The sequence below is a fragment of the Citrobacter sp. Cf125 genome (genome assembly GCF_030333935.1).
Lineage (GTDB): Bacteria > Pseudomonadota > Gammaproteobacteria > Enterobacterales > Enterobacteriaceae > Citrobacter > Citrobacter freundii.
On sequence record NZ_JAOWEY010000025.1, the window covers coordinates 215423 to 237298 of the forward strand.

The window sequence follows — 21876 nt, forward strand, 5'->3', positions numbered from 1 at the left end:
TGCTTAACAATTGATTATCAATAAAAAGACAATTTGGGAACAAAAAATAAATCTGTAGTGGCTGAATCGAGTAAGGAAAATAAAATATATAAAAGGCGTCAATAATTTCCAAATTCTTTGGCGCACAAAATAACAAATATTATTTTTATCAATTGTTGTTTATTTAGCCGTTATAATTACGCAAGGTGATTACAACGGCTTATTAATACGGTTTTTTATGCCAGACGGTTTTTGCGCAGAGCCAGATAATCCAGCAATCCGCCAAAAATCACCCCGCAGACCGCGACCGCCACCGAGACTTCAAGCAGTTCCGGCAGGAAGGAGAAGTTGGTGTAATCCAGCGCATTCATGGTTAACAGCAGCAGCCAAGCCAGCAGCAGGCAGCAGCCTACTACCAACGTCATTAATGCCAGACTGTACGCTCCACGAAATTCCGTACGCGGAATAAAGCTTTCATTTTGCCAGCTATGTTCCAGGGTCTGGCGACATACCAGCAGCAGTATGAGGCCGGGGATCGCGGCAAACACGGAGAACAGATAAAACGTCGGCCAGCCGTGTGCTTCGACAAACCAACCCGCCACCGGGCCAACATAAACGCGACCAACGGCTGAAAGCGCGGAGAGCAGGGCGAACTGGGTCGCTGAGAAGGACTTATTGCACAGCGTCATTAATAAAGCGACAAACGCCGCCGTGCCCATTCCGCCACACAGGTTTTCAAAGAAGACGGCGGCCGCCATACTGAACATGTGTTTGTCAGTGATGGACAATAGCCAGTAGCCTGCATTTGACGCCCCTTGCAGAATGCCAAATATCAGCAATGCGCGGAACAGCGAAAGGCGCTGCATCAGGATCCCGCCGTACAATGCACCAACGATGGTTGCCAGAAGCCCGAGCGTTTTATTCACCACACCAACCTCACCCGCATCAAATCCAACGCCGCGGATCAAAAAGGTGGTGGTCAGGCTCATGGCGAAGGCATCCCCGAGCTTATACAGCACAATAAGCAGCAGGATAAGCCAGGCGTTGTTACGACCAAAGAAGTCGCGCAGCGGAGCCGCAACCGCCTGTTCCAGCGTTTTAGGTACCGGAATGGTGTCAGTCGGTTCGGGTGCTAACAGGGTGGCGATGATACAAGGAATCAACAGCGCTGCCATCAGCCAGTACATCCCTTGCCAGCCCAGCCAGCGATCGGCCATCCACAGGGCCAGTCCGCCTGAAACCAGCATCCCTAATCGATAGCCCAGCACGCTGATAGCCGCGCCGGTGCCGCGCTCTTCTGCGGGCAACACGTCGGTTTTCCAGGCATCAAAGACGATATCCTGCGAGGCCGAGCAAAAAGCGATCACCACTGCGAGTGCGGCCATCCAGCGTAACTGTGTGCCAGGCTCCAGAAAGCCCATCGCGGCGATAGAAATTAACAACAGCACCTGGGTCGCCAGCAGCCAGCCGCGACGTCGACCTAAAAACGGTGGCGTGTAACGGTCCATCAACGGGGACCAGAGAAACTTAAATACGTAGGCCTGACCTACCAGGGAAAAGAAACCGATGGTTTTAAGATCGATATTCTCGACCGTCATCCACGCCTGAAGCGTACCGGAGGTGAGTGCGAGCGGTAAACCGGAGGCGAACCCCAGAATAAGCAGGATAGCTGAGCGTGGTTGCTGAAAAATACGTAAGTAATGACTGGACATGGGCTTCTATAGGCCCGACGAACGCCGGGCCATATGGGCAGAAATTAACGAGCGTTCTGCTTGATGAAATCGTGAACGCTGGTGTCCTGAGACATATCAGCGATGGTGTCGGTCAGCACGCTGTTAACGGCGTCAGCGATATTTTTGTTAGAGGCCTGCAGTGCGCCTTCAACAGAATAGCTTGCGCGGTAGTTTTTGGTCATTTTGTTGCCGTTAGCAGCGGTCGCAATGATGGCGATATCTGCTTTGGTGGCAATGTTATAGCGCACGCTACCCTGAGACACGTCAGCGTACAGCTGGCTAACAATGATTTGCAGGTTTACAGCGCCGTTTGGTCCAATCATATAACCGCGTGCGGTCATCTGTTTTTCCAGTACTTCTTGCAGCAGGAAGCGCAGATCGCGGGACGCAGTCAGCGTAACCAGCTGGTTGTCGCGGGTGACTTTTGCCAGCGCTTGATCCTGACGCTGGTCGGCACCGTTGATGCTAACGGTCACGCCCATCAGGCTTGGGTCCTGCTGTGGCAGGGTAATTTTCGGGGAGACTTCAATAGTGGTCGGCGGCGTTGCGCATCCAGCTAACATGAACATCGCGACTAACGGGAAGAGGATTTTTTTAAACATGCCAGGGCTCTCAGCGAATCTAAATTGTATGGTTGGAGAAAATTCCCGCCATCATAACATCGCCAACGATGAGGGGAAGTGGGTAACGCATGTAAATTCATTGTGTTGTCCGTTTTATGGCTTTGTGGAGACCATAAACGGACTTTTTGCAATAAATCGAAGTGAGGATTCAGTGAACTTCATCCGTTTGGCTGAGAAAATCAGACAAGCGCTAATTTTTTGTTGCTAAGGTGTAATGAAAACGGTAAAAGCGGCTAGTATTTAAAGGGATGGGTGACATCTCAGCGTTGTCGGAGGAAAATTTCATGATGATTCGTGAGCAAATAGAAGAAAAATTAAGGGCAGCGTTCGAACCCGTGTTCCTCGAAGTTGTGGATGAAAGCTATCGTCACAATGTCCCGGCTGGTTCTGAAAGCCACTTTAAGGTTGTGCTGGTTAGCGATCGCTTTACAGGTGAACGTTTTCTTAATCGTCATCGGATGATTTACAGCACGTTAACGGCGGAGCTTTCCACAACCGTTCATGCTCTTGCCCTGCATACCTACACCATTAAGGAGTGGGAAGCGTTGCAGGATACGATTTTTGCATCGCCTCCGTGTCGTGGGGCGGGAAGCATCGCGTAAAACGGATTTGCAACAACCGACGCTTTTCCAGTATGTTGCTACAGATTATGTGAAAACGGCCTGCGGGCCGTTTTGTTTTGTCTGAATTCTGGGGCAGTCGTACAGTATTCAGACAAAAATTAGCCGGGAATTGTGAAAAAAGCCGCAGCAACGCGCGATAACCGTTCTCGACTCATAAAAGTGATGCCGCTATAATGCGCGTCTTATTTTTCGGAATGTCTTCGGGATGATTCTGACGACAGGGAATGTGATTGCTTATGAGAACATCCCAGTTCCGCGAAGCCAACAACCTGTGCTTGCGGAGAAGAGTTGACCGAGCACTGTGATTTTTTGAGGTAACAAGATGCAAGTTTCAGTTGAAACCACTCAAGGCCTTGGCCGCCGTGTAACGATTACTATCGCTGCTGACAGCATCGAGACCGCTGTGAAAAGCGAGCTGGTCAACGTAGCGAAGAAAGTGCGTATTGACGGTTTCCGCAAAGGAAAAGTACCGATGAATGTTGTTGCTCAGCGTTATGGCGCATCTGTTCGCCAGGACGTTCTGGGCGACCTGATGAGCCGCAACTTCGTTGACGCGATCATCAAAGAAAAAATCAATCCGGCTGGCGCACCGAACTACGTTCCGGGCGAATACAAACTGGGTGAAGATTTTACTTACGCGGTAGAGTTCGAAGTTTACCCGGAAGTTGAGCTGACTGGTCTGGAAGCAATCGAAGTTGAAAAACCGGTTGTTGAAGTCACCGACGCTGACGTTGACGTGATGCTGGATACCCTGCGTAAGCAGCAGGCTACCTGGAAAGACAAAGACGGCGCTGCTGATGCAGAAGACCGTGTAACCATCGACTTCACCGGTTCTGTAGACGGCGAAGAGTTCGAAGGCGGCAAAGCGTCTGACTTCGTACTGGCGATGGGCCAGGGTCGTATGATCCCAGGCTTTGAAGAAGGCGTTAAAGGCCACAAAGCTGGCGAAGAGTTCACTATCGACGTGACTTTCCCGGAAGAGTACCACGCTGAAAACCTGAAAGGTAAAGCCGCTAAGTTCGTTATCAACCTGAAGAAAGTTGAAGAACGCGAACTGCCGGAACTGACTGAAGAATTCATCAAACGTTTCGGCGTTGAAGATGGTTCCGTAGCAGGTCTGCGCGCTGAAGTACGCAAAAACATGGAACGCGAGCTGAAAGGCGCTGTGCGTAACCGCGTTAAGTCTCAGGCGATCGAAGGTCTGGTAAAAGCTAACGACATCGACGTTCCGGCTGCGCTGATCGACAGCGAAATCGACGTTCTGCGTCGTCAGGCTGCACAGCGTTTCGGCGGCAACGAGAAACAAGCTCTGGAACTGCCGCGTGAACTGTTCGAAGAACAGGCTAAGCGTCGCGTAGTTGTTGGTCTGCTGCTGGGCGAAGTGATTCGCACCAACGAACTGAAAGCTGACGAAGATCGCGTTAAAGGCCTGATCGAAGAGATGGCTTCTGCTTACGAAGATCCGAAAGAAGTGGTTGAGTTCTACAGCAAAAATAAAGAGCTGATGGACAACATGCGTAACGTCGCTCTGGAAGAGCAGGCTGTTGAAGCCGTTCTGGCGAAAGCGAAAGTGACTGAAAAAGCCACTTCCTTCAACGAGCTGATGAACCAGCAGGCGTAATTCGTCGCTTTTTTAGCACGAATTTCGTACGCAAGCCCGTCACCTTTTGGTGGCGGGTTTTTTTTTGTCACGCATTTTGCATGGGAAGAGTGCGAAAACAGCGTTTCAGTGTTAGCGTTACAACAAAAGATTGTTATGCTTGAATTATGGCGATGTCGTACCCATTACTGAGGGACTAGCTGATAATCCGTCCATAAGGTTACAATCAGCACAGCAGGTTTTTTCAAATTTTATCCAGGAGACGGAAATGTCATACAGCGGCGAACGAGATAACTTTGCACCCCATATGGCGCTGGTGCCGATGGTCATTGAACAGACCTCACGTGGTGAGCGCTCTTTTGATATCTATTCTCGTCTACTTAAGGAACGCGTCATTTTTCTGACCGGCCAGGTCGAAGACCATATGGCTAACCTGATCGTGGCGCAGATGCTGTTCCTGGAAGCAGAAAACCCAGAAAAAGATATCTACCTGTACATCAACTCCCCTGGTGGAGTGATCACTGCCGGGATGTCTATCTATGACACCATGCAGTTTATTAAGCCGGACGTCAGCACCATTTGTATGGGCCAGGCGGCCTCAATGGGGGCGTTCCTGCTGACCGCCGGGGCGAAAGGCAAACGTTTTTGCCTGCCTAACTCTCGCGTCATGATCCACCAGCCTCTGGGCGGTTACCAGGGCCAGGCAACGGATATTGAAATTCATGCCCGTGAAATCCTGAAGGTAAAAGGGCGCATGAACGAACTTATGGCGCATCATACGGGTCAATCTCTTGAGCAGATTGAACGTGATACCGAGCGCGATCGCTTCCTCTCCGCTTCTGAAGCGGTAGAGTACGGTCTGGTCGACTCGATTTTGACCCATCGTAATTAATGCCCAGTGCGCAGGTGTGCCGCTATAATTACCTGGAGCGGCACAACGCTGACTAGCGTCTTGCGCCTGAGAATGGCATTTGCGTCGTCGTGTGCGGCACAAAGAACAAAGAAGAGGTTTTGACCCATGACAGATAAACGCAAAGATGGCTCGGGCAAATTGTTGTACTGCTCTTTTTGCGGCAAAAGCCAGCATGAAGTGCGTAAGCTGATTGCCGGTCCATCCGTGTATATCTGCGACGAATGTGTTGATTTATGCAACGACATCATTCGCGAAGAGATTAAGGAAGTAGCACCGCACCGTGAACGCAGTGCGCTGCCGACGCCACATGAAATTCGCAACCACCTGGACGATTACGTTATCGGTCAGGAGCAGGCGAAGAAAGTGCTGGCGGTCGCGGTATACAACCATTACAAACGTCTGCGCAACGGCGACACCAGCAATGGGGTTGAGTTGGGCAAAAGTAACATCCTGCTGATTGGCCCGACGGGTTCCGGTAAAACGCTGCTGGCTGAAACGCTGGCGCGCCTGCTGGATGTGCCGTTCACTATGGCTGATGCCACTACGCTGACCGAAGCCGGTTATGTGGGTGAAGATGTTGAAAATATTATTCAGAAACTGTTGCAGAAGTGCGATTACGACGTGCAGAAAGCACAGCGTGGGATCGTCTATATCGATGAAATCGACAAGATTTCTCGTAAGTCTGATAACCCGTCCATTACCCGTGACGTTTCTGGCGAAGGCGTACAGCAGGCGCTGTTGAAACTGATCGAAGGTACGGTTGCTGCCGTTCCGCCGCAGGGTGGTCGTAAACATCCTCAGCAGGAATTCCTGCAGGTTGATACCTCCAAGATCCTGTTTATCTGCGGTGGTGCCTTTGCCGGTCTGGATAAAGTGATTGCTAACCGTGTTGAAACTGGCTCCGGCATTGGTTTTGGCGCAACGGTAAAAGCACAGTCTGATAAAGCCAGCGAAGGTGAACTGCTGTCGCAGGTCGAACCGGAAGATCTGATCAAATTTGGTCTGATCCCTGAGTTCATCGGTCGTCTGCCGGTTGTGGCAACCCTGAGCGAACTGAGTGAAGAAGCGCTGATTCAGATCCTCAAAGAGCCGAAAAATGCCCTGACCAAGCAGTACCAGGCGTTGTTCAATCTTGAAGGTGTTGATCTGGAGTTCCGTGAGGAAGCGCTGGATGCGATCGCCAAGAAAGCGATGGCGCGTAAAACCGGTGCCCGTGGTCTGCGTTCTATCGTCGAAGCCGCGCTGCTCGACACCATGTACGATCTGCCTTCTATGGAAGACGTCGAAAAAGTGGTGATCGACGAGTCGGTGATTGGCGGCCAGAGCAAGCCATTGCTGATTTACGGTAAGCCGGAAGCACAGCAGGCATCTGGCGAATAATTCATCAATTCATACAGACATTTAATTAAAAAGGGGGGATTTTATCTCCCCTTTTATTTTTCCGTAAACATGGCGTTGAATGTGTGGGAAACATCCCCATATACTGACATACATGTTAAAGGTGGTGTGAAGCACAGTCGTACCACCTGATTACCTGGCGGAAACTAAACTAAGAGAGAGCTCTATGAATCCTGAGCGTTCTGAACGCATTGAAATCCCCGTATTGCCGTTGCGCGATGTGGTGGTTTATCCGCACATGGTCATACCCTTATTTGTAGGGCGGGAAAAATCTATCCGTTGTCTGGAAGCGGCTATGGACCATGATAAAAAAATCATGCTGGTCGCACAGAAAGAAGCGTCAACGGATGAGCCGGGTGTAAACGATCTTTTCACCGTCGGGACCGTGGCCTCTATTTTGCAGATGCTGAAACTGCCTGACGGCACCGTAAAAGTGCTGGTCGAGGGGTTACAGCGCGCGCGTATTTCAGCGTTGTCTGACAACGGCGAGCATTTCTCTGCGAAAGCAGAGTACCTTGACTCGCCTGCTATTGATGAGCGCGAACAGGAAGTGCTGGTGCGTACTGCTATCAGCCAGTTCGAAGGCTACATCAAGCTGAACAAGAAAATCCCACCAGAAGTGCTGACGTCGCTGAACAGCATCGACGATCCTGCACGTCTGGCGGACACCATCGCAGCGCACATGCCGCTGAAGCTGGCTGACAAACAGTCCGTGCTGGAGATGTCCGACGTTAACGAACGTCTGGAATATCTGATGGCGATGATGGAGTCTGAAATCGATCTGCTGCAGGTTGAGAAACGCATTCGCAACCGCGTGAAAAAGCAGATGGAAAAATCCCAGCGTGAGTACTATCTGAACGAGCAGATGAAAGCTATTCAGAAAGAGCTCGGCGAGATGGACGATGCGCCGGACGAAAACGAAGCGCTGAAGCGTAAGATCGACGCGGCGAAAATGCCGAAAGAGGCAAAAGAGAAAGCGGAAGCGGAACTGCAGAAGCTGAAAATGATGTCTCCGATGTCGGCGGAAGCGACCGTAGTGCGTGGCTACATCGACTGGATGGTTCAGGTACCGTGGAATGCGCGTAGCAAGGTCAAAAAAGACCTGCGTCAGGCGCAGGAAATCCTCGATACCGACCATTACGGTCTGGAACGCGTCAAAGATCGTATCCTTGAGTATCTCGCGGTCCAAAGCCGTGTGAATAAAATCAAGGGGCCGATCCTGTGTCTGGTTGGGCCGCCGGGGGTAGGTAAAACTTCTCTGGGGCAGTCCATCGCCAAGGCGACCGGGCGTAAATACATCCGTATGGCGCTGGGCGGCGTGCGTGATGAGGCTGAAATTCGCGGTCACCGCCGGACCTATATCGGTTCTATGCCGGGTAAACTGATCCAGAAAATGGCTAAAGTGGGTGTTAAAAACCCGCTGTTCCTGCTTGATGAGATCGACAAAATGTCTTCCGACATGCGTGGCGATCCGGCTTCCGCACTGCTTGAGGTACTGGATCCAGAGCAGAACGTGGCGTTCAGCGATCACTACCTGGAAGTGGACTACGATCTCAGCGACGTGATGTTCGTTGCGACCTCTAACTCCATGAATATTCCGGCGCCGTTGCTGGATCGTATGGAAGTGATCCGTCTGTCCGGTTATACCGAAGACGAGAAGCTGAATATTGCAAAACGTCACCTGTTGCCGAAACAGATTGAGCGTAACGCGCTGAAAAAAGGTGAGCTGACGGTCGACGATAGCGCCATTGTAGGCATTATTCGTTACTACACCCGTGAAGCGGGCGTGCGTAGTCTGGAGCGCGAAATCTCCAAACTGTGCCGTAAAGCGGTGAAACAGCTGTTGCTCGACAAGTCGCTGAAACATATCGAGATCAATGGCGATAATCTGCACGACTATCTGGGCGTACAGCGCTTTGATTATGGCCGCGCGGACAACGAAAACCGCGTTGGTCAGGTAACCGGCCTGGCGTGGACGGAAGTGGGCGGCGATCTGTTGACCATCGAAACCGCCTGCGTACCGGGTAAAGGTAAGCTGACCTACACCGGTTCTCTGGGTGAAGTCATGCAGGAATCTATTCAGGCTGCACTGACCGTGGTACGTGCGCGTGCGGAAAAACTGGGTATTAATCCGGACTTTTACGAAAAACGCGACATTCACGTTCACGTACCTGAAGGAGCGACGCCGAAAGATGGCCCAAGTGCGGGTATTGCCATGTGTACCGCGCTGGTTTCTTGTCTTACCGGTAACCCGGTTCGCGCCGACGTGGCGATGACCGGCGAGATCACCCTGCGTGGTCAGGTTCTGCCAATCGGTGGTTTGAAAGAAAAACTGCTGGCGGCACACCGTGGCGGTATTAAAACGGTCTTAATTCCTGATGAGAACAAACGTGACCTGGAAGAGATTCCGGATAACGTAATTGCCGATCTGGACATCCATCCGGTGAAACGCATTGAGGAAGTTCTGGCTCTTGCGTTGCAAAATGAACCCTCTGGAATGCAGGTTGTGACGGCAAAATAGTGACCTCGCGCAAAGAGCATTAATAAAAACAGGGCTGGCAGGCCATTTCGGGCTTGCCAGCCTTTTTTTGTATAGCTAATTTAGATGACGGATTAGGCTTGCCATCATTAACGGGTGTTGTAAGGGCATGGCAGGCCTGATATAACTGCTGCGCGGTCGCACTTTGAAGGATTCAGGTGCGATATAAATTATAAAGAGGAAGAGAAGAGTGAATAAATCTCAACTGATCGACAAAATTGCTGCAGGGGCTGATATCTCTAAAGCTGCGGCTGGACGTGCGTTAGATGCAATTATTGCTTCTGTTACCGAATCTCTGAAAGAAGGTGATGACGTAGCGCTGGTAGGTTTTGGTACTTTTGCCGTTAAAGAGCGTGCTGCCCGTACTGGTCGCAACCCGCAAACAGGTAAAGAGATCACCATTGCCGCGGCTAAAGTACCGGGCTTCCGTGCAGGTAAAGCACTGAAAGACGCGGTAAACTAAGTGATTTCCCCTTTGGGGATGTGACGAAGTACAAGGGCGCATCGACTGATGTGCCTTTTTTATTTGTAATTCCGGTACTTTCTACGTGTTGTGGGCTGACAATTACCCCTGTTTCTTGTCACAATAGGCCTTTGTGCGCAGCGTTCAGGAAACGCTATGCTGCGTGAAGCATATATACTCATAATCCTTGCCGCCGTTGTTGTGTCAACGCGCAGGCGGCTTTAGAGATAACGCGTATAGTCATCTACAGCGGAGTGTGGTTACACCATGATGGACAGCTTACGCACGGCTGCTAACAGTCTCGTGCTCAAGATTATTTTCGGTATCATTATCGTGTCGTTCATTTTGACCGGCGTGAGTGGTTACCTGATTGGCGGGGGCAATAACTTCGCCGCCAAAGTGAATGGCCAGGAGATCAGCCGCGGGCAGTTCGAGAATGCGTTCAACAGCGAACGTAACCGCATGCAGCAACAGCTGGGCGATCAATACTCCGAGCTGGCCGCGAACGAAGGTTACATGAAAACGCTGCGTCAGCAGGTGCTGAATCGTCTTGTTGACGAAGCGCTGCTGGATCAGTATTCCCGCGAGCTTAAGCTCAACATCAGCGACGATCAGATTAAACAGGCTATTTTTGCCACGCCTGCTTTCCAGGTCGACGGTAAATTTGATAACAACCGCTATAACGCAATTGTTAATCAGATGGGCATGACTGCAGACCAGTACGCTCAGGCATTACGTAATCAGCTTACTACCCAGCAGCTGATTAACGGTGTTGCCGGTACGGACTTTATGCTGAAAGGCGAAACGGACGAACTGGCGGCGCTGGTCGCACAGCAGCGGATCGTGCGCGAGGCGACGATTGACGTTAACGCACTGGCCGCGAAGCAGTCTGTTACCGAGCAGGAAGTTGCCAGCTACTACGAGCAGAATAAAAACAACTTTATGACGCCGGAACAGTTCCGCGTGAGCTATATCAAGCTGGATGCTGCTGCTATGCAGGAGACGGCCAGCGATGCTGATATTCAGTCTTACTATGACCAGCATCAGGATCAGTTCACTCAGCCGCAGCGTAACCGCTATAGCATCATTCAGACCAAAACTGAAGATGAAGCCAAAGCGGTACTGGACGAGCTGAATAAAGGCGGTGATTTTGCTGCGCTGGCGAAAGAAAAATCTGCCGATATCATCTCTGCCCGTAAAGGCGGCGATATGGGATGGCTGGAAGATTCAACCACCCCGGATGAGCTGAAAAATGCCGGTCTGAAAGAAAAAGGCCAACTGTCTGGCGTAATTAAGTCTTCCGTTGGTTTCCTCGTTGCGCGTCTTGACGACGTACAGCCTGCACAGGTTAAACCGCTGAGCGAAGCCCGTGACGACATTGCGGCAAAAGTGAAGCAGGAAAAAGCGCTGGATGCCTACTATGCGCTGCAACAGAAAGTCAGCGATGCGGCCAGCAACGATAACGAATCTCTGGCGGGTGCAGAGCAGGCAGCAGGTATGAAAGCGGTTGAAACGGGCTGGTTTAGCCGTGACAGCCTGCCGGAAGAACTGAATTTCAAACCAGTCGCTGACATCATTTTCAATGGTGGTCTGGTTGGCGAGAACGGTACACCTGGCAGTAACTCCGATATCATCACCGTGGATGGCGATCGCGCGTTCGTGCTGCGTATTGCAGAGCACAAAGCTGAAGCCGTGAAGCCACTGGCTGAAGTGAAAGAGCAGGTAACTGCGCTCGTTAAGCACAATAAAGCAGAGCAGCAGGCGAAGCTTGATGCCGATAAACTGCTGGCGGATTTGAAAGCCGGTAAAGGTGATGAAGCGATGAAAGCTGCGGGTCTGAGCTTTGGCGAGGCAAAAACGCTGAGCCGTACGGGTCAGGATCCGTTGAGCCAGGCTGCCTTTGGCCTGAGCCTGCCGGCGAAAGACAAGCCGAGCTACGGCGTAGCGAACGACATGCAGGGTAACGTTGTTCTGTTGGCGCTGGACGAGGTGAAAGCCGGTTCTATGCCTGAAGCGCAGAAGAAAGCGATGGTTCAGGGGATCACTCAGAACAACGCGCAGATTGTCTTCGAAGCGCTGATGAGCAACCTGCGTAAAGCCGCAAAAATTAAAATCGGTGATGCGCTGGAACAGCAGCAATAACCGAGGCAGTTCGCAAAAAATTGCAAAAAGTTGTATCTACCAAAGGCCGCTTTCGCGGCCTTTTCCATTTCTGATATTTGCCATTTGTCTGCCGTTCTGCACCTCGCTATCGTGATTCCACTGTTAACAAACAAGGAGAAAACAGTATGAAACATGGAATCAAAGCCCTGCTTATCACTCTTTCATTGACCTGCGCTGGTATGGCCCAAACTGCATTGGCGGCTGAGCCTGTCGCCAAAAGCCAGGCGACTCAAACCAAAGCGGAAAACTCAGGGGCGGCACAAAGCAAAGCCACACTGCCCGCTAAAGCAAGCGACGATGAAGGCACCAGGGTAAGCATCAACAGCGCTTCTGCGGAGGATTTAGCGCGAGTCATGAATGGCGTAGGTCTGAAGAAAGCGCAGGCGATTGTGAGCTATCGTGAGGAGTACGGACCGTTTAAAACGGTGGAGGACTTAAAGCAGGTGCCGGGTATGGGCAGTTCGCTGGTGGAGCGTAATTTGGCATTTTTAACACTTTAATAACTTGCACAGCGCTGAAAATTTGCCAGACTAGAGAGGTCATACCAGTTATGACCTCACTACCCTGAATATATTCTTATAAAAACGTAAGGTTCCTGCGCTATGCAAACACAAATCAAAGTCCGTGGTTTTCATCTTGATGTCTATCAGCACGTCAACAACGCCCGCTATCTCGAGTTTTTGGAAGAAGCCCGCTGGGATGGTCTGGAAAACAGCGACAGCTTTCAATGGATGACTGCACATAACATCGCTTTTGTGGTCGTGAATATAAATATTAACTACCGTCGTCCAGCGGTGCTAAGCGACCTGCTGACCATCACTAGTCAGGTGCAACAGCTAAATGGCAAAAGCGGGGTGTTAAACCAGACTATTACCCTGGAACCGGAAGGGCAGGTAGTGGCCGACGCGTTGATTACCTTCGTCTGTATTGATTTGAAAACGCAAAAAGCGCTGCCGCTGGAAGGGGAGTTACGCGAAAAACTGGAGCAGATGGTGCAGTAGCTCAACGTTGCCTGATGGCGCTTCGCTTATCAGGCCTACGGGCGATATTGTGTACGATGAATGCTGTCGGTAGGCCGGATAAGGCGTTTACGCCGCCATCCGGCACTATTCACTCAATTATTTCAGGCCGGTTTTCTGCTTCATTGCCGCCATCACTCCCGGTTTATCCGCCAGATAATGGTTCAGGCCGTTGACACGCAGATTACACGCCGCACAGTGACCGCAACCGTCACCTTTGATGCCGTTATAGCAAGTTAGTGTTTCTTCGCGTACCAGGTCCAGCTTGCCCCAGTAATCAGCCAGCGCCCAGGTTTCGGCTTTATCGATCCACATCAGTGGGGTTTCAAAGCGAATATCTTTCGCCATCCCCAGGCTTACGGCATGGTTCAGGGCTTTGACGAACTTATCGCGACAGTCCGGGTATCCAGAGAAATCCGTTTCACAAACGCCGGTAATGACTGCCTCTGCCTGCACCTGGTACGCGTAAATCGCTGCCAGCGTTAAGAACAGAATATTGCGTCCTGGCACAAAGGTATTGGGAATGCCGTTCGCATCCGGTTCGTAATCGGGTACCGGAATATTATCGCGGGTCAGGCTGCTGACAGCCAGTTCACTGAGCAGCGTGACATCAAGCACTTTGTGCGCGCGTGCGCCAAGTTTTAAGGCCAGGTCACGTGCGACATCAATCTCAGCGCGATGGCGCTGACCATAATCAAAGGTCACGCAGTGCACTTCATCATACTGATGCAGCGCTTGCGCCAGACAAGTCGTGGAGTCCTGACCTCCACTGAATACAACAACGGCACGTTTCATGGCTTTTCCTGACAAAATAACGAAGCCCTTATGGTAACGCCTGGGCGTGTCGCCGACCAGCTTCTTCACGCTGAAGGAGGTGGCAACCAGGCTTCGGTAAATTCGAACCAGCCACGAGGATTCAGGCGTACGCCGTTCACCCCTGGTGGCGCGCTGATGCGATAGTGATAATTGAACAGTGGCGTCAGGGTAGCGTCATGCATTAGCGTGGCGAAAACTTGTTGTAAAGCCGCGTGGCGATCGTCCTCATCGGCCTGGATTTGTAGGGCATCCAGGGTCGTTTGCAAATGTGTGTATGCTGGCGCATTCAATACATGTGACCAGAGCTGATCGCAGCGCAACCACTGTTCGAGAGTATATTCAGGTGCTTCACCAATCAGCCTGTCGCCCATCATCAGGTCGGCCTGGGCTAGGGGATGATTGCCATCCCAGTTTTTAGCATTATGAAAAATAAGCGTTAATTCACAGCCGAGCAGAGCCAACGCATGGCAAAGCTGTTCAGCCATAGCGTGAAGTTCTACCGGCAGATGATAAGCCAGCGTCAGCTTTTCCGGTAATGCTACCTCGTCGAGTTCATCCCATTGCGGGATACTCCATCCGGGCAGCAGTGCATTGCTTGGCGTGATCAGATTTTCATCCACTTCAAGCGTTTGTAGCAGGGAAGAACGGTGGATAATATCGACCAGTCGACGAGCCTGCTGCGTATTCAGGCGCGCGCTTTTTCTTAGCGTGAGATAGCAAAAACCAAGGCTGATCCCGCTGCTTACCTGGCTTAGCATAGGTAACTCTTCGGGTTTACCAATCGCAATTTGCACCGGATGGCGGCAGCTGGTGCCCAAATCCTGGGAGAAGAGCTGCGGGGTTATCCAGTATTCAATGGCTTTTAGCAGCGGATGACTCAGATGGTAGTGATCGTGACTCTCGATACGCACCAGCTCAGGAGTAAACAGTGTCAACCGGAACGGGCCGGTACCCACAAACGGGTGCTCAGGATGCGCCAGGTGACTGCTGTAGCTCGCCAGACGGTGTGCCAGCCAGAAGTCGGGACGATGCAGAATAAAGGTCAGACACTGGGGATGCGTAACCTCAATGCGCTTTACGCTGATAAATAGCTTATTCAGCGCTGGTAACTCTAACAGCTTCAGCAACTGTTGATGTAGCTGCGTGCTGCTTACCGTATCGCCGTTATGCCAATGCAGGGTGGAACGAATATAGAAATCCCAGCGCAGGCCGTCAGCGGAGATATTCCAGTGGTGGGCTAAGTCTCCACAGGGACGTTGCGTAGTGCTGTCAAATCGGGTCAGGCCAGAGAAAACTTGTCCAGCAAGGTGTTGCTCCGCGCGACCGGGGAGAAATCCAGGGTGCAAAGGGTCAAGCTGGCGATAATAGGGGATACGCAGGGTTGGCGTGTCGTTTTGCCATTGGCCGCCCATAAACGGTTGTAGCAACGTTCTTAATTCTCCCGGTGCTAACTGAGCGAGTTCCAGCACGCTAAGCTGTTCTCCCTTTTGCAGCGCCTGTTCCATCATGGTGTTGCGTAGGGAATCCGGCGTCACCAAAAAGCGTAATTGCCCGCGTTTCCCACGCCCAGACTGGGCGTGCCACTCCAGCCAGCCAGCATCCTGCGCTTGCTTCAGAAGGGTACGCACGTGGCGCTCACTGCAAAAACAGCGTTCGGCCAGTTCCCCGACGGTCACCGACTGCGGTTCGCCGTTCGAAGGCTGCCACAGGCGTTGGTACTGGTTCAGGCGATTCAACAATCTCATATAAACCCGGAACAATTCATTTTATCTATTCACTATTACTTCCGTATATCTCAGGTGATACTGAATCACAAGTTAACCGCGTCACAGTGTGGAGAAAGAAATGGCTCGTCTGGCTGCATTTGATATGGATGGCACCCTTTTGATGCCGAATCACCATTTAGGTGACGAAACGCTTTCAACGCTGGCGCGCCTGCGTGAACGCGATATCACCCTGACATTTGCCACTGGCCGCCATGTGCTGGAAATGCGCCACATTTTGGGTTCTATTTCATTGGACGCCTTTTTGATCACCGGTAACGGCACGCGCATTCACTCTCTTGAGGGCGATGTGTTGCACCGTCAGGATCTGGATCCGAATGTTGCGGATATCGTGTTACATCAGAAATGGGATACCACCGCCAGCATGCATGTCTTTAATGACAACGGTTGGTTTACCGGACAAGAGATCCCCTCGCTGCTACAGGCGCATGTGTATAGCGGATTTCGCTACCAGATCGTCGATGTGAAACGTATTCCGGCTCATCAGGTAACGAAGATCTGTTTCTGCGGCGATCATGAGTCTCTGATCCAGTTGCGCATTCAACTGAATGAAGCGCTGGGAGAACAGGCGAATCTCTGTTTCTCCGCGGTTGATTGCCTTGAGGTACTACCGCTGGGCTGTAACAAAGGATCCGCGCTGGCGGTATTGAGTGACCACTTAGGATATTCAATGTCCGAGTGTATGGCGTTTGGCGATGCTATGAACGATCGCGAAATGTTAGGCAGCGTTGGGCGCGGCCTGATTATGGGTAACGCAATGCCGCAACTGATGGCTGAACTGCCTCATTTATCGGTGATTGGACATTGCCGTAATCAGGCGGTGTCACACTTTTTGACGCATTGGCTGGACAATCCGCATCTACCTTATTCCCCCGAATGAGAGATCCCTTCCAGCAAGCCAGACTTCGCGTCTGGCTTTTTTTTGTCTGCTTAGTGTGTATTCAGCAACTGGGCAAGTTCCGCTTTCCACGGCGTTAAATCACCGATGTGTGCGTCAACCCATTGCGGGTTGTAGTAGGTTTCCAGATAGCGTTCACCGCTGTCGCAGAGCAGCGTCACCAGTGAACCGGTTTCTCCGGCATTGCGCATGCGCGCGGCAAGTTGCAGCGTTCCCCACATGTTGGTGCCGGTTGAGGCGCCGACTTTACGACCCAACTGCGTTTCCAGCCAGTGCGCGGTAGCCACGCTGGCGGCATCCGGCACGCGCAGCATTTCATCGACCACATCAGGAATGAAAGAGGGTTCTACGCGCGGACGCCCGATACCTTCAATTTTGCTTCCTACCGGGCTGCGCAATGTCGCATCGCGATACTGCCAGAAGGGCAGAAAAACCGAATTCTCCGGATCCACTACCATCAGGCGAGTATCGTAGCCCTGACAGCGGATATAGCGGCCAATGGTTGCTGAGGTGCCGCCGGTGCCGGCGCTCATCACGATATGGCGGGGAACGGGATTGGGCTCGCACTGCATCTGACGAAAGATGCTGTCGGCAATATTATTATTGCCACGCCAGTCGGTGGCGCGCTCAGCATAAGTGAACTGGTCCATGTAATGACCGTTCAGTTCACGCGCCAATTGTTCAGAGGCCGCGTAGATTTCGCAGGCGCTTTGCACGAAATGACAGCGACCGCCGTAAAATTCAATCTGTTCAACTTTACGTTTCGCCGTACAGGAAGGCATGACGGCAATAAACGGCAGCCCTAACAGTCGAGCGAAATAAGCCTCAGATACCGCCGTTGAACCGGACGATGATTCAATGATGGTGGTGCCTTCTTTGATCCAGCCATTGCACAACCCGTACAGAAACAGTGAGCGCGCCAGACGATGCTTCAGGCTCCCGGTCGGATGCGTGCTTTCATCTTTTAAATAGATCTGAATGCCCGGAAACGCCGGTAGCGACAGACGAATGAGATGTGTATCTGCAGAACGCTGATAATCCGCGTTGATTTCATTGATGGCGTTTTTAACCCAGGAGCTATTCATCATTAATAGATATCCGTTTGTCATTTTGTGCCCAGAATAGCGAAAAGCACGGAAAAAATTGTTGCCATTTAGCCTTTAAAATAGAATGTAAGTAGAAAATTCTTCTCTGTGGAGTGGATATGCTAGACAAAATTGACCGTAAGCTGCTTGGCTTACTGCAACAGGACTGCACCCTTTCTTTGCAGGCGTTAGCAGATGCCGTTAATCTGACTACCACTCCCTGTTGGAAACGCCTCAAACGGCTCGAGGATGATGGTGTTCTGCTGGGCAGAGTCGCCTTGCTGGATCCGGAAAAACTGGGGCTGGGCTTAACCGCGTTTGTGCTGATCAAAACTCAGCATCACAGCAGCGAATGGTATTGCCGCTTTGTCACTGAAGTGACCGGAATGCCCGAGGTTCTGGGGTTCTGGCGTATGGCAGGGGAGTATGATTACCTGATGCGAGTGCAGGTCGCTGATATGAAAAGCTACGATGAATTTTATAAGCGCCTGGTGAACAGCGTACCGGGCCTGTCTGACGTCACCTCCAGCTTTGCCATGGAACAGATTAAATACACAACTGCTCTCCCTATTGAATAATTCTCCCGGCGCTTATTGCCGGAAATTTTGTCAGGACATAACGCGTGCGATTATTTGCTCAATTAAGCTGGTACTTCCGCCGGGAGTGGCGTCGCTACCTCGGGGCGGTGGCCCTGCTTATCATCATCGCTATCCTTCAGCTTATTCCGCCGAAAGTGGTGGGGATCATTGTGGATGGCGTAACGACACAACGCTTCACCACCGAGCGGCTGCTGATGTGGGTGGGAACCATTGCTCTGATCGCCGTGGTAGTTTATTTACTGCGCTATGTCTGGCGCGTGCTGCTGTTTGGCGCATCCTACCAACTGGCAGTTGAGCTGCGGGAAGATTATTACCGTCAGTTGAGTCGTCAGCATCCAGAGTTTTATCTGCGTCACCGCACGGGCGATCTGATGGCGCGTGCAACTAACGATGTTGACCGCGTGGTATTCGCCGCCGGGGAAGGCGTACTGACGCTGGTAGATTCGCTGGTCATGGGATGTGCGGTGCTGATCGTGATGTCAACGCAGATAAGCTGGCAACTTACGTTGATTGCGCTGCTGCCGATGCCGGTGATGGCGATAATGATCAAACGTTACGGTGATCGACTCCATAACCGCTTTAAGCTGGCGCAGGCGGCGTTTTCCAGCCTCAACGATCGTACTCAGGAAAGCCTGACCAGTATTCGTATGATCAAGGCCTTTGGTCTGGAGGATCGGCAGTCGGCATTATTTGCCGCTGATGCTGAAGATACAGGTAAGAAAAACCTGCGCGTGGCGCGCATTGACGCCCGCTTTGATCCCACGATTTATATCGCCATTGGGATGGCTAACCTGCTGGCGATTGCCGGGGGAAGCTGGATGGTGGTTCACGGTTCGCTGACGCTAGGCCAGCTCACCAGCTTTATGATGTATCTCGGTCTGATGATTTGGCCGATGCTGGCGCTGGCATGGATGTTTAATATCGTCGAGCGCGGCAGCGCCGCGTATAGCCGAATTCGCGCCATGCTGGCAGAAGCGCCGGTAGTGGATGACGGTACTGAACTGGTGCCGGAAGGACGCGGCGAGCTGGCGGTAGCGATTCGCGAATTTTGTTACCCGCAAACCACCCACCCGGCGCTGGAAAATGTGAATTTTCAGCTTAAACCAGGGCAGATGCTGGGCATCTGTGGTCCGACCGGCGCGGGGAAAAGTACGGTGCTGTCGCTGATCCAGCGTCATTTTGATATCACCCAAGGCGATGTACGCTTTCATGATATCCCACTAACGCGCTTACAGCTGGATAGCTGGCGCAGCCGGCTGGCGGTTGTCAGCCAGACGCCATTCCTGTTTTCCGATACCGTCGGCAATAACATCGCCTTAGGACGCCCGCAGGCCACCCAGGCAGAGATCGAGCATGTGGCGCGCCTTGCCAGCGTTCATGAGGATATTTTACGTCTTCCTCAGGGCTATGACACCGAAGTGGGCGAACGCGGGGTGATGCTGTCTGGTGGACAAAAACAGCGTATTTCTATCGCCCGGGCGCTACTGCTGAACGCTGAAATCCTGATTCTGGATGATGCGTTGTCGGCGGTAGATGGTCGTACCGAGCATCAGATCCTGCATAACCTGCGTCAGTGGGGCGAAGGCAGAACCGTGATTATCAGCGCCCACCGTTTATCGGCTCTGACGGAAGCCAACGAGATTATCGTGATGCAGCATGGGCATATTGCCCAGCGCGGTGAGCATGAATCTTTAGTGCAACAGCCCGGCTGGTATCGCGATATGTACCGCTATCAGCAACTGGAAGCGGCGCTGTCTGATGCGCCAGAAATAAACGAGGAGGCGGCTAATGCGTAGTTTTGGGCAACTATGGCCGACCCTGAAAAGATTGCTGGCGTATGGTTCACCATGGCGAAAACAGCTGGCGATTGCGGTAGTTATGCTGTGGGTGGCGGCTGCGGCGGAAGTCAGCGGTCCGCTGTTGATTAGCTATTTTATCGATAACATGGTGGCGAAGAACAATCTGCCGTTGGCGATGGTTGTCGGGCTGGTTGCGGCCTATGTCGGTCTGCAACTGCTGGCGGCAGGTCTGCATTACGCGCAGTCGTTGTTGTTTAACCAGGCGGCGGTTGGCGTCGTACAACAGTTACGCACTGACGTAATGGACGCTGCGCTGCGCCAGCCGCTCAGCGCCTTTGATACTCAGCCCGTCGGGCAGCTTATCTCCCGCGTGACCAATGACACCGAAGTTATTCGCGACCTGTACGTGACGGTGGTCGCGACGGTCCTGCGCAGCGCGGCCTTAATCGGCGCGATGCTGGTGGCGATGTTCAGCCTCGAGTGGCGTATGGCGCTGGTGGCGATGGCCATTTTCCCGGCGGTGATGGTGGTGATGGTGATTTATCAACGCTACAGCACCCCGATTGTGCGTCGGGTGCGCGCTTATCTGGCGGATATTAACGATGGCTTTAACGAAGTCATCAACGGCATGAGCGTTATCCAGCAGTTCCGCCAGCAGGCGCGATTTGGCGAGAGAATGGGGGAGGCCAGCCGCTCGCACTATATGGCGCGTATGCAAACCCTGCGACTGGATGGCTTTTTGCTGCGCCCGCTGCTGAGCCTTTTCTCGGCGCTGATCCTCTGCGGTTTGCTGATGCTGTTCAGCTTTACCTCTGGCAGCTCCATTGAGGTTGGCGTGCTGTACGCGTTTATCAGCTACCTCGGCCGTTTGAACGAGCCGCTGATCGAGCTGACCACCCAGCAATCAATGCTGCAGCAGGCGGTTGTCGCCGGCGAGCGAGTGTTCGAACTGATGGACGGGCCTCGTCAGCGCTATGGTGACGATGATCGACCGCTGAAGAGCGGGGACATTGAGGTGGATAACGTTTCATTTGCCTATCGTGACGACAATCTGGTGCTGCAAAACATCAGTCTGTCCGTGCCTTCGCGCAGCTTTGTAGCCTTGGTCGGACACACCGGTAGCGGCAAAAGTACGCTGGCCAGTCTGCTGATGGGTTACTACCCGTTGACGCAGGGCGAAATCCGCCTTGACGGACGTCCGCTGTCTTCTCTGAGCCACAGTGCGTTACGTCAGGGCATCGCGATGGTGCAGCAGGATCCGGTGGTGATGGCGGATACCTTCCTCGCAAACGTCACGCTGGGTCGTGATATCTCAGAAGAGCGGGTATGGCAGGCTCTGGAGACTGTGCAACTGGCAGCACTGGCGCGGGGGCTGAGCGAGGGGATCCATACCCGGCTGGGCGAGCAGGGCAATAATCTCTCCGTTGGGCAGAAACAGCTGCTGGCGCTGGCGCGGGTATTGGTGGAAACGCCGCAGGTACTGATCCTCGATGAAGCCACGGCCAGTATTGATTCCGGTACTGAACAGGCCATTCAGCACGCGCTGGCGGCGGTACGTGAACACACCACGCTGGTGGTGATTGCGCATCGGTTATCGACGATTGTCGATGCGGATACCATTCTGGTGCTGCATCGCGGGCAGGCGGTTGAGCGTGGTACGCACCAGCAACTACTGGCGGCGCAAGGCCGTTACTGGCAGATGTATCAGCTGCAACTGGCGGGTGAAGAGCTGGCGGCCAGCGCACATGAGGATTCGGTTATCGCCTGATGGCGCTGCGCTTATCACGCCTACGGTCAACGCGGTTTTGTAGGCCGGATAAGGCGTTTACGCCGCCATCCGGC

18 protein-coding genes are annotated in these 21876 nt (G+C 52.5%); 13 read left to right on the plus strand and 5 right to left on the minus strand.

What is annotated here, in order from left to right:
- Nucleotides 1–215 precede the first annotated feature (215 nt).
- Both ampG and OGV89_RS17735 read right to left on the minus strand, forming a co-directional pair.
- A complete protein-coding gene (gene ampG, locus OGV89_RS17730; RefSeq protein WP_016149701.1) occupies nucleotides 216–1691 on the minus strand; it encodes a muropeptide MFS transporter AmpG in 1476 nt (491 codons plus the stop codon).
- 44 nt (nucleotides 1692–1735) lie between these two features.
- Nucleotides 1736–2314, minus strand: coding sequence for a lipoprotein (locus tag OGV89_RS17735; protein WP_003021617.1), 579 nt, complete (start codon nucleotides 2312–2314; stop codon nucleotides 1736–1738).
- A 305-nt stretch (nucleotides 2315–2619) separates the two neighbouring features.
- On the opposite strand from OGV89_RS17735, the gene bolA reads away from it, so the two are divergent.
- The 9 genes from bolA to fadM all read left to right on the plus strand — a co-directional run bounded on the left by bolA (nucleotide 2620) and on the right by fadM (nucleotide 13035).
- The gene (gene bolA / locus OGV89_RS17740; protein WP_003021619.1) at nucleotides 2620–2937 is read left to right on the plus strand and encodes a transcriptional regulator BolA; all 318 of its coding nucleotides are present in this window, start codon (nucleotides 2620–2622) and stop codon (nucleotides 2935–2937) included.
- Nucleotides 2938–3280: 343 nt separating this feature from the next.
- On the plus strand, nucleotides 3281–4579 hold the full coding sequence (gene tig, locus OGV89_RS17745; RefSeq protein WP_003021622.1) for a trigger factor: 1299 nt from the start codon (nucleotides 3281–3283) through the stop codon (nucleotides 4577–4579).
- Nucleotides 4580–4826: 247 nt separating this feature from the next.
- On the plus strand, nucleotides 4827–5450 hold the full coding sequence (gene clpP, locus OGV89_RS17750) for an ATP-dependent Clp endopeptidase proteolytic subunit ClpP (protein ID WP_003021624.1): 624 nt from the start codon (nucleotides 4827–4829) through the stop codon (nucleotides 5448–5450).
- A gap of 126 nt (nucleotides 5451–5576) precedes the next feature.
- Nucleotides 5577–6851 carry an ATP-dependent protease ATP-binding subunit ClpX gene (gene clpX / locus OGV89_RS17755; RefSeq protein ID WP_003831013.1) on the plus strand — a complete coding sequence of 425 codons (1275 nt, stop codon included), beginning with the start codon at nucleotides 5577–5579 and terminating at the stop codon, nucleotides 6849–6851.
- A 184-nt stretch (nucleotides 6852–7035) separates the two neighbouring features.
- A complete protein-coding gene (gene lon / locus OGV89_RS17760; RefSeq protein ID WP_003021627.1) occupies nucleotides 7036–9390 on the plus strand; it encodes an endopeptidase La in 2355 nt (784 codons plus the stop codon).
- A gap of 190 nt (nucleotides 9391–9580) precedes the next feature.
- Complete coding sequence (gene hupB, locus OGV89_RS17765; protein ID WP_219352570.1) at nucleotides 9581–9871, plus strand: nucleoid-associated protein HU-beta; 291 nt, start codon at nucleotides 9581–9583, stop codon at nucleotides 9869–9871.
- A gap of 267 nt (nucleotides 9872–10138) precedes the next feature.
- Nucleotides 10139–12013, plus strand: a complete 1875-nt coding sequence (gene ppiD, locus OGV89_RS17770) for a peptidylprolyl isomerase (protein ID WP_016149702.1) — start codon at nucleotides 10139–10141, stop codon at nucleotides 12011–12013.
- Between the two features lie 146 nt (nucleotides 12014–12159).
- Nucleotides 12160–12534, plus strand: coding sequence for a helix-hairpin-helix domain-containing protein (locus OGV89_RS17775; protein WP_003835951.1), 375 nt, complete (start codon nucleotides 12160–12162; stop codon nucleotides 12532–12534).
- A gap of 102 nt (nucleotides 12535–12636) precedes the next feature.
- The gene (fadM, locus tag OGV89_RS17780) at nucleotides 12637–13035 is read left to right on the plus strand and encodes a long-chain acyl-CoA thioesterase FadM (RefSeq protein ID WP_003021636.1); all 399 of its coding nucleotides are present in this window, start codon (nucleotides 12637–12639) and stop codon (nucleotides 13033–13035) included.
- A 117-nt stretch (nucleotides 13036–13152) separates the two neighbouring features.
- Here fadM and queC read toward each other — a convergent pair whose 3' ends face one another.
- Both queC and OGV89_RS17790 read right to left on the minus strand, forming a co-directional pair.
- On the minus strand, nucleotides 13153–13848 hold the full coding sequence (gene queC / locus OGV89_RS17785) for a 7-cyano-7-deazaguanine synthase QueC (protein WP_286559047.1): 696 nt from the start codon (nucleotides 13846–13848) through the stop codon (nucleotides 13153–13155).
- A gap of 65 nt (nucleotides 13849–13913) precedes the next feature.
- Nucleotides 13914–15614: an SgrR family transcriptional regulator gene (locus OGV89_RS17790; RefSeq protein ID WP_032936972.1), complete on the minus strand. Its 1701-nt coding sequence runs from the start codon at nucleotides 15612–15614 to the stop codon at nucleotides 13914–13916.
- Nucleotides 15615–15714: 100 nt separating this feature from the next.
- Here OGV89_RS17790 and cof point away from each other — a divergent pair, with 100 nt between their 5' ends.
- A complete protein-coding gene (gene cof, locus OGV89_RS17795; RefSeq protein WP_003021643.1) occupies nucleotides 15715–16533 on the plus strand; it encodes an HMP-PP phosphatase in 819 nt (272 codons plus the stop codon).
- Nucleotides 16534–16583: 50 nt separating this feature from the next.
- Here cof and OGV89_RS17800 read toward each other — a convergent pair whose 3' ends face one another.
- Nucleotides 16584–17639, minus strand: coding sequence for a PLP-dependent cysteine synthase family protein (locus tag OGV89_RS17800; protein WP_219619315.1), 1056 nt, complete (start codon nucleotides 17637–17639; stop codon nucleotides 16584–16586).
- A 116-nt stretch (nucleotides 17640–17755) separates the two neighbouring features.
- On the opposite strand from OGV89_RS17800, the gene OGV89_RS17805 reads away from it, so the two are divergent.
- Genes OGV89_RS17805 through OGV89_RS17815 form a run of 3 tightly spaced genes read left to right on the plus strand, consistent with a single transcriptional unit; the run spans nucleotide 17756 to nucleotide 21802 of the window.
- A complete protein-coding gene (locus tag OGV89_RS17805; protein ID WP_003021649.1) occupies nucleotides 17756–18214 on the plus strand; it encodes an Lrp/AsnC family transcriptional regulator in 459 nt (152 codons plus the stop codon).
- A 44-nt stretch (nucleotides 18215–18258) separates the two neighbouring features.
- Nucleotides 18259–20031 (plus strand): SmdA family multidrug ABC transporter permease/ATP-binding protein, encoded by a 1773-nt coding sequence (locus OGV89_RS17810; RefSeq protein ID WP_016149705.1) that lies wholly within the window; start codon nucleotides 18259–18261, stop codon nucleotides 20029–20031.
- On the plus strand, nucleotides 20024–21802 hold the full coding sequence (locus OGV89_RS17815) for a SmdB family multidrug efflux ABC transporter permease/ATP-binding protein (protein WP_003021654.1): 1779 nt from the start codon (nucleotides 20024–20026) through the stop codon (nucleotides 21800–21802). Before OGV89_RS17810 ends, OGV89_RS17815 begins: the two co-directional genes overlap by 8 nt.
- Nucleotides 21803–21876: the final 74 nt, after the last annotated feature.

Coding starts and splice junctions, on each gene's coding strand:
- ampG (WP_016149701.1), bottom strand. CDS start 1,691: ATGTCCAGTCATTACTTACGTATTTTTCAGCAACCACGCTCAGCTATC.
- OGV89_RS17735 (WP_003021617.1), bottom strand. CDS start 2,314: ATGTTTAAAAAAATCCTCTTCCCGTTAGTCGCGATGTTCATGTTAGCT.
- bolA (WP_003021619.1), top strand. CDS start 2,620: ATGATGATTCGTGAGCAAATAGAAGAAAAATTAAGGGCAGCGTTCGAA.
- tig (WP_003021622.1), top strand. CDS start 3,281: ATGCAAGTTTCAGTTGAAACCACTCAAGGCCTTGGCCGCCGTGTAACG.
- clpP (WP_003021624.1), top strand. CDS start 4,827: ATGTCATACAGCGGCGAACGAGATAACTTTGCACCCCATATGGCGCTG.
- clpX (WP_003831013.1), top strand. CDS start 5,577: ATGACAGATAAACGCAAAGATGGCTCGGGCAAATTGTTGTACTGCTCT.
- lon (WP_003021627.1), top strand. CDS start 7,036: ATGAATCCTGAGCGTTCTGAACGCATTGAAATCCCCGTATTGCCGTTG.
- ppiD (WP_016149702.1), top strand. CDS start 10,139: ATGATGGACAGCTTACGCACGGCTGCTAACAGTCTCGTGCTCAAGATT.
- OGV89_RS17775 (WP_003835951.1), top strand. CDS start 12,160: ATGAAACATGGAATCAAAGCCCTGCTTATCACTCTTTCATTGACCTGC.
- fadM (WP_003021636.1), top strand. CDS start 12,637: ATGCAAACACAAATCAAAGTCCGTGGTTTTCATCTTGATGTCTATCAG.
- queC (WP_286559047.1), bottom strand. CDS start 13,848: ATGAAACGTGCCGTTGTTGTATTCAGTGGAGGTCAGGACTCCACGACT.
- OGV89_RS17790 (WP_032936972.1), bottom strand. CDS start 15,614: ATGAGATTGTTGAATCGCCTGAACCAGTACCAACGCCTGTGGCAGCCT.
- cof (WP_003021643.1), top strand. CDS start 15,715: ATGGCTCGTCTGGCTGCATTTGATATGGATGGCACCCTTTTGATGCCG.
- OGV89_RS17800 (WP_219619315.1), bottom strand. CDS start 17,639: ATGATGAATAGCTCCTGGGTTAAAAACGCCATCAATGAAATCAACGCG.
- OGV89_RS17805 (WP_003021649.1), top strand. CDS start 17,756: ATGCTAGACAAAATTGACCGTAAGCTGCTTGGCTTACTGCAACAGGAC.
- OGV89_RS17815 (WP_003021654.1), top strand. CDS start 20,024: ATGCGTAGTTTTGGGCAACTATGGCCGACCCTGAAAAGATTGCTGGCG.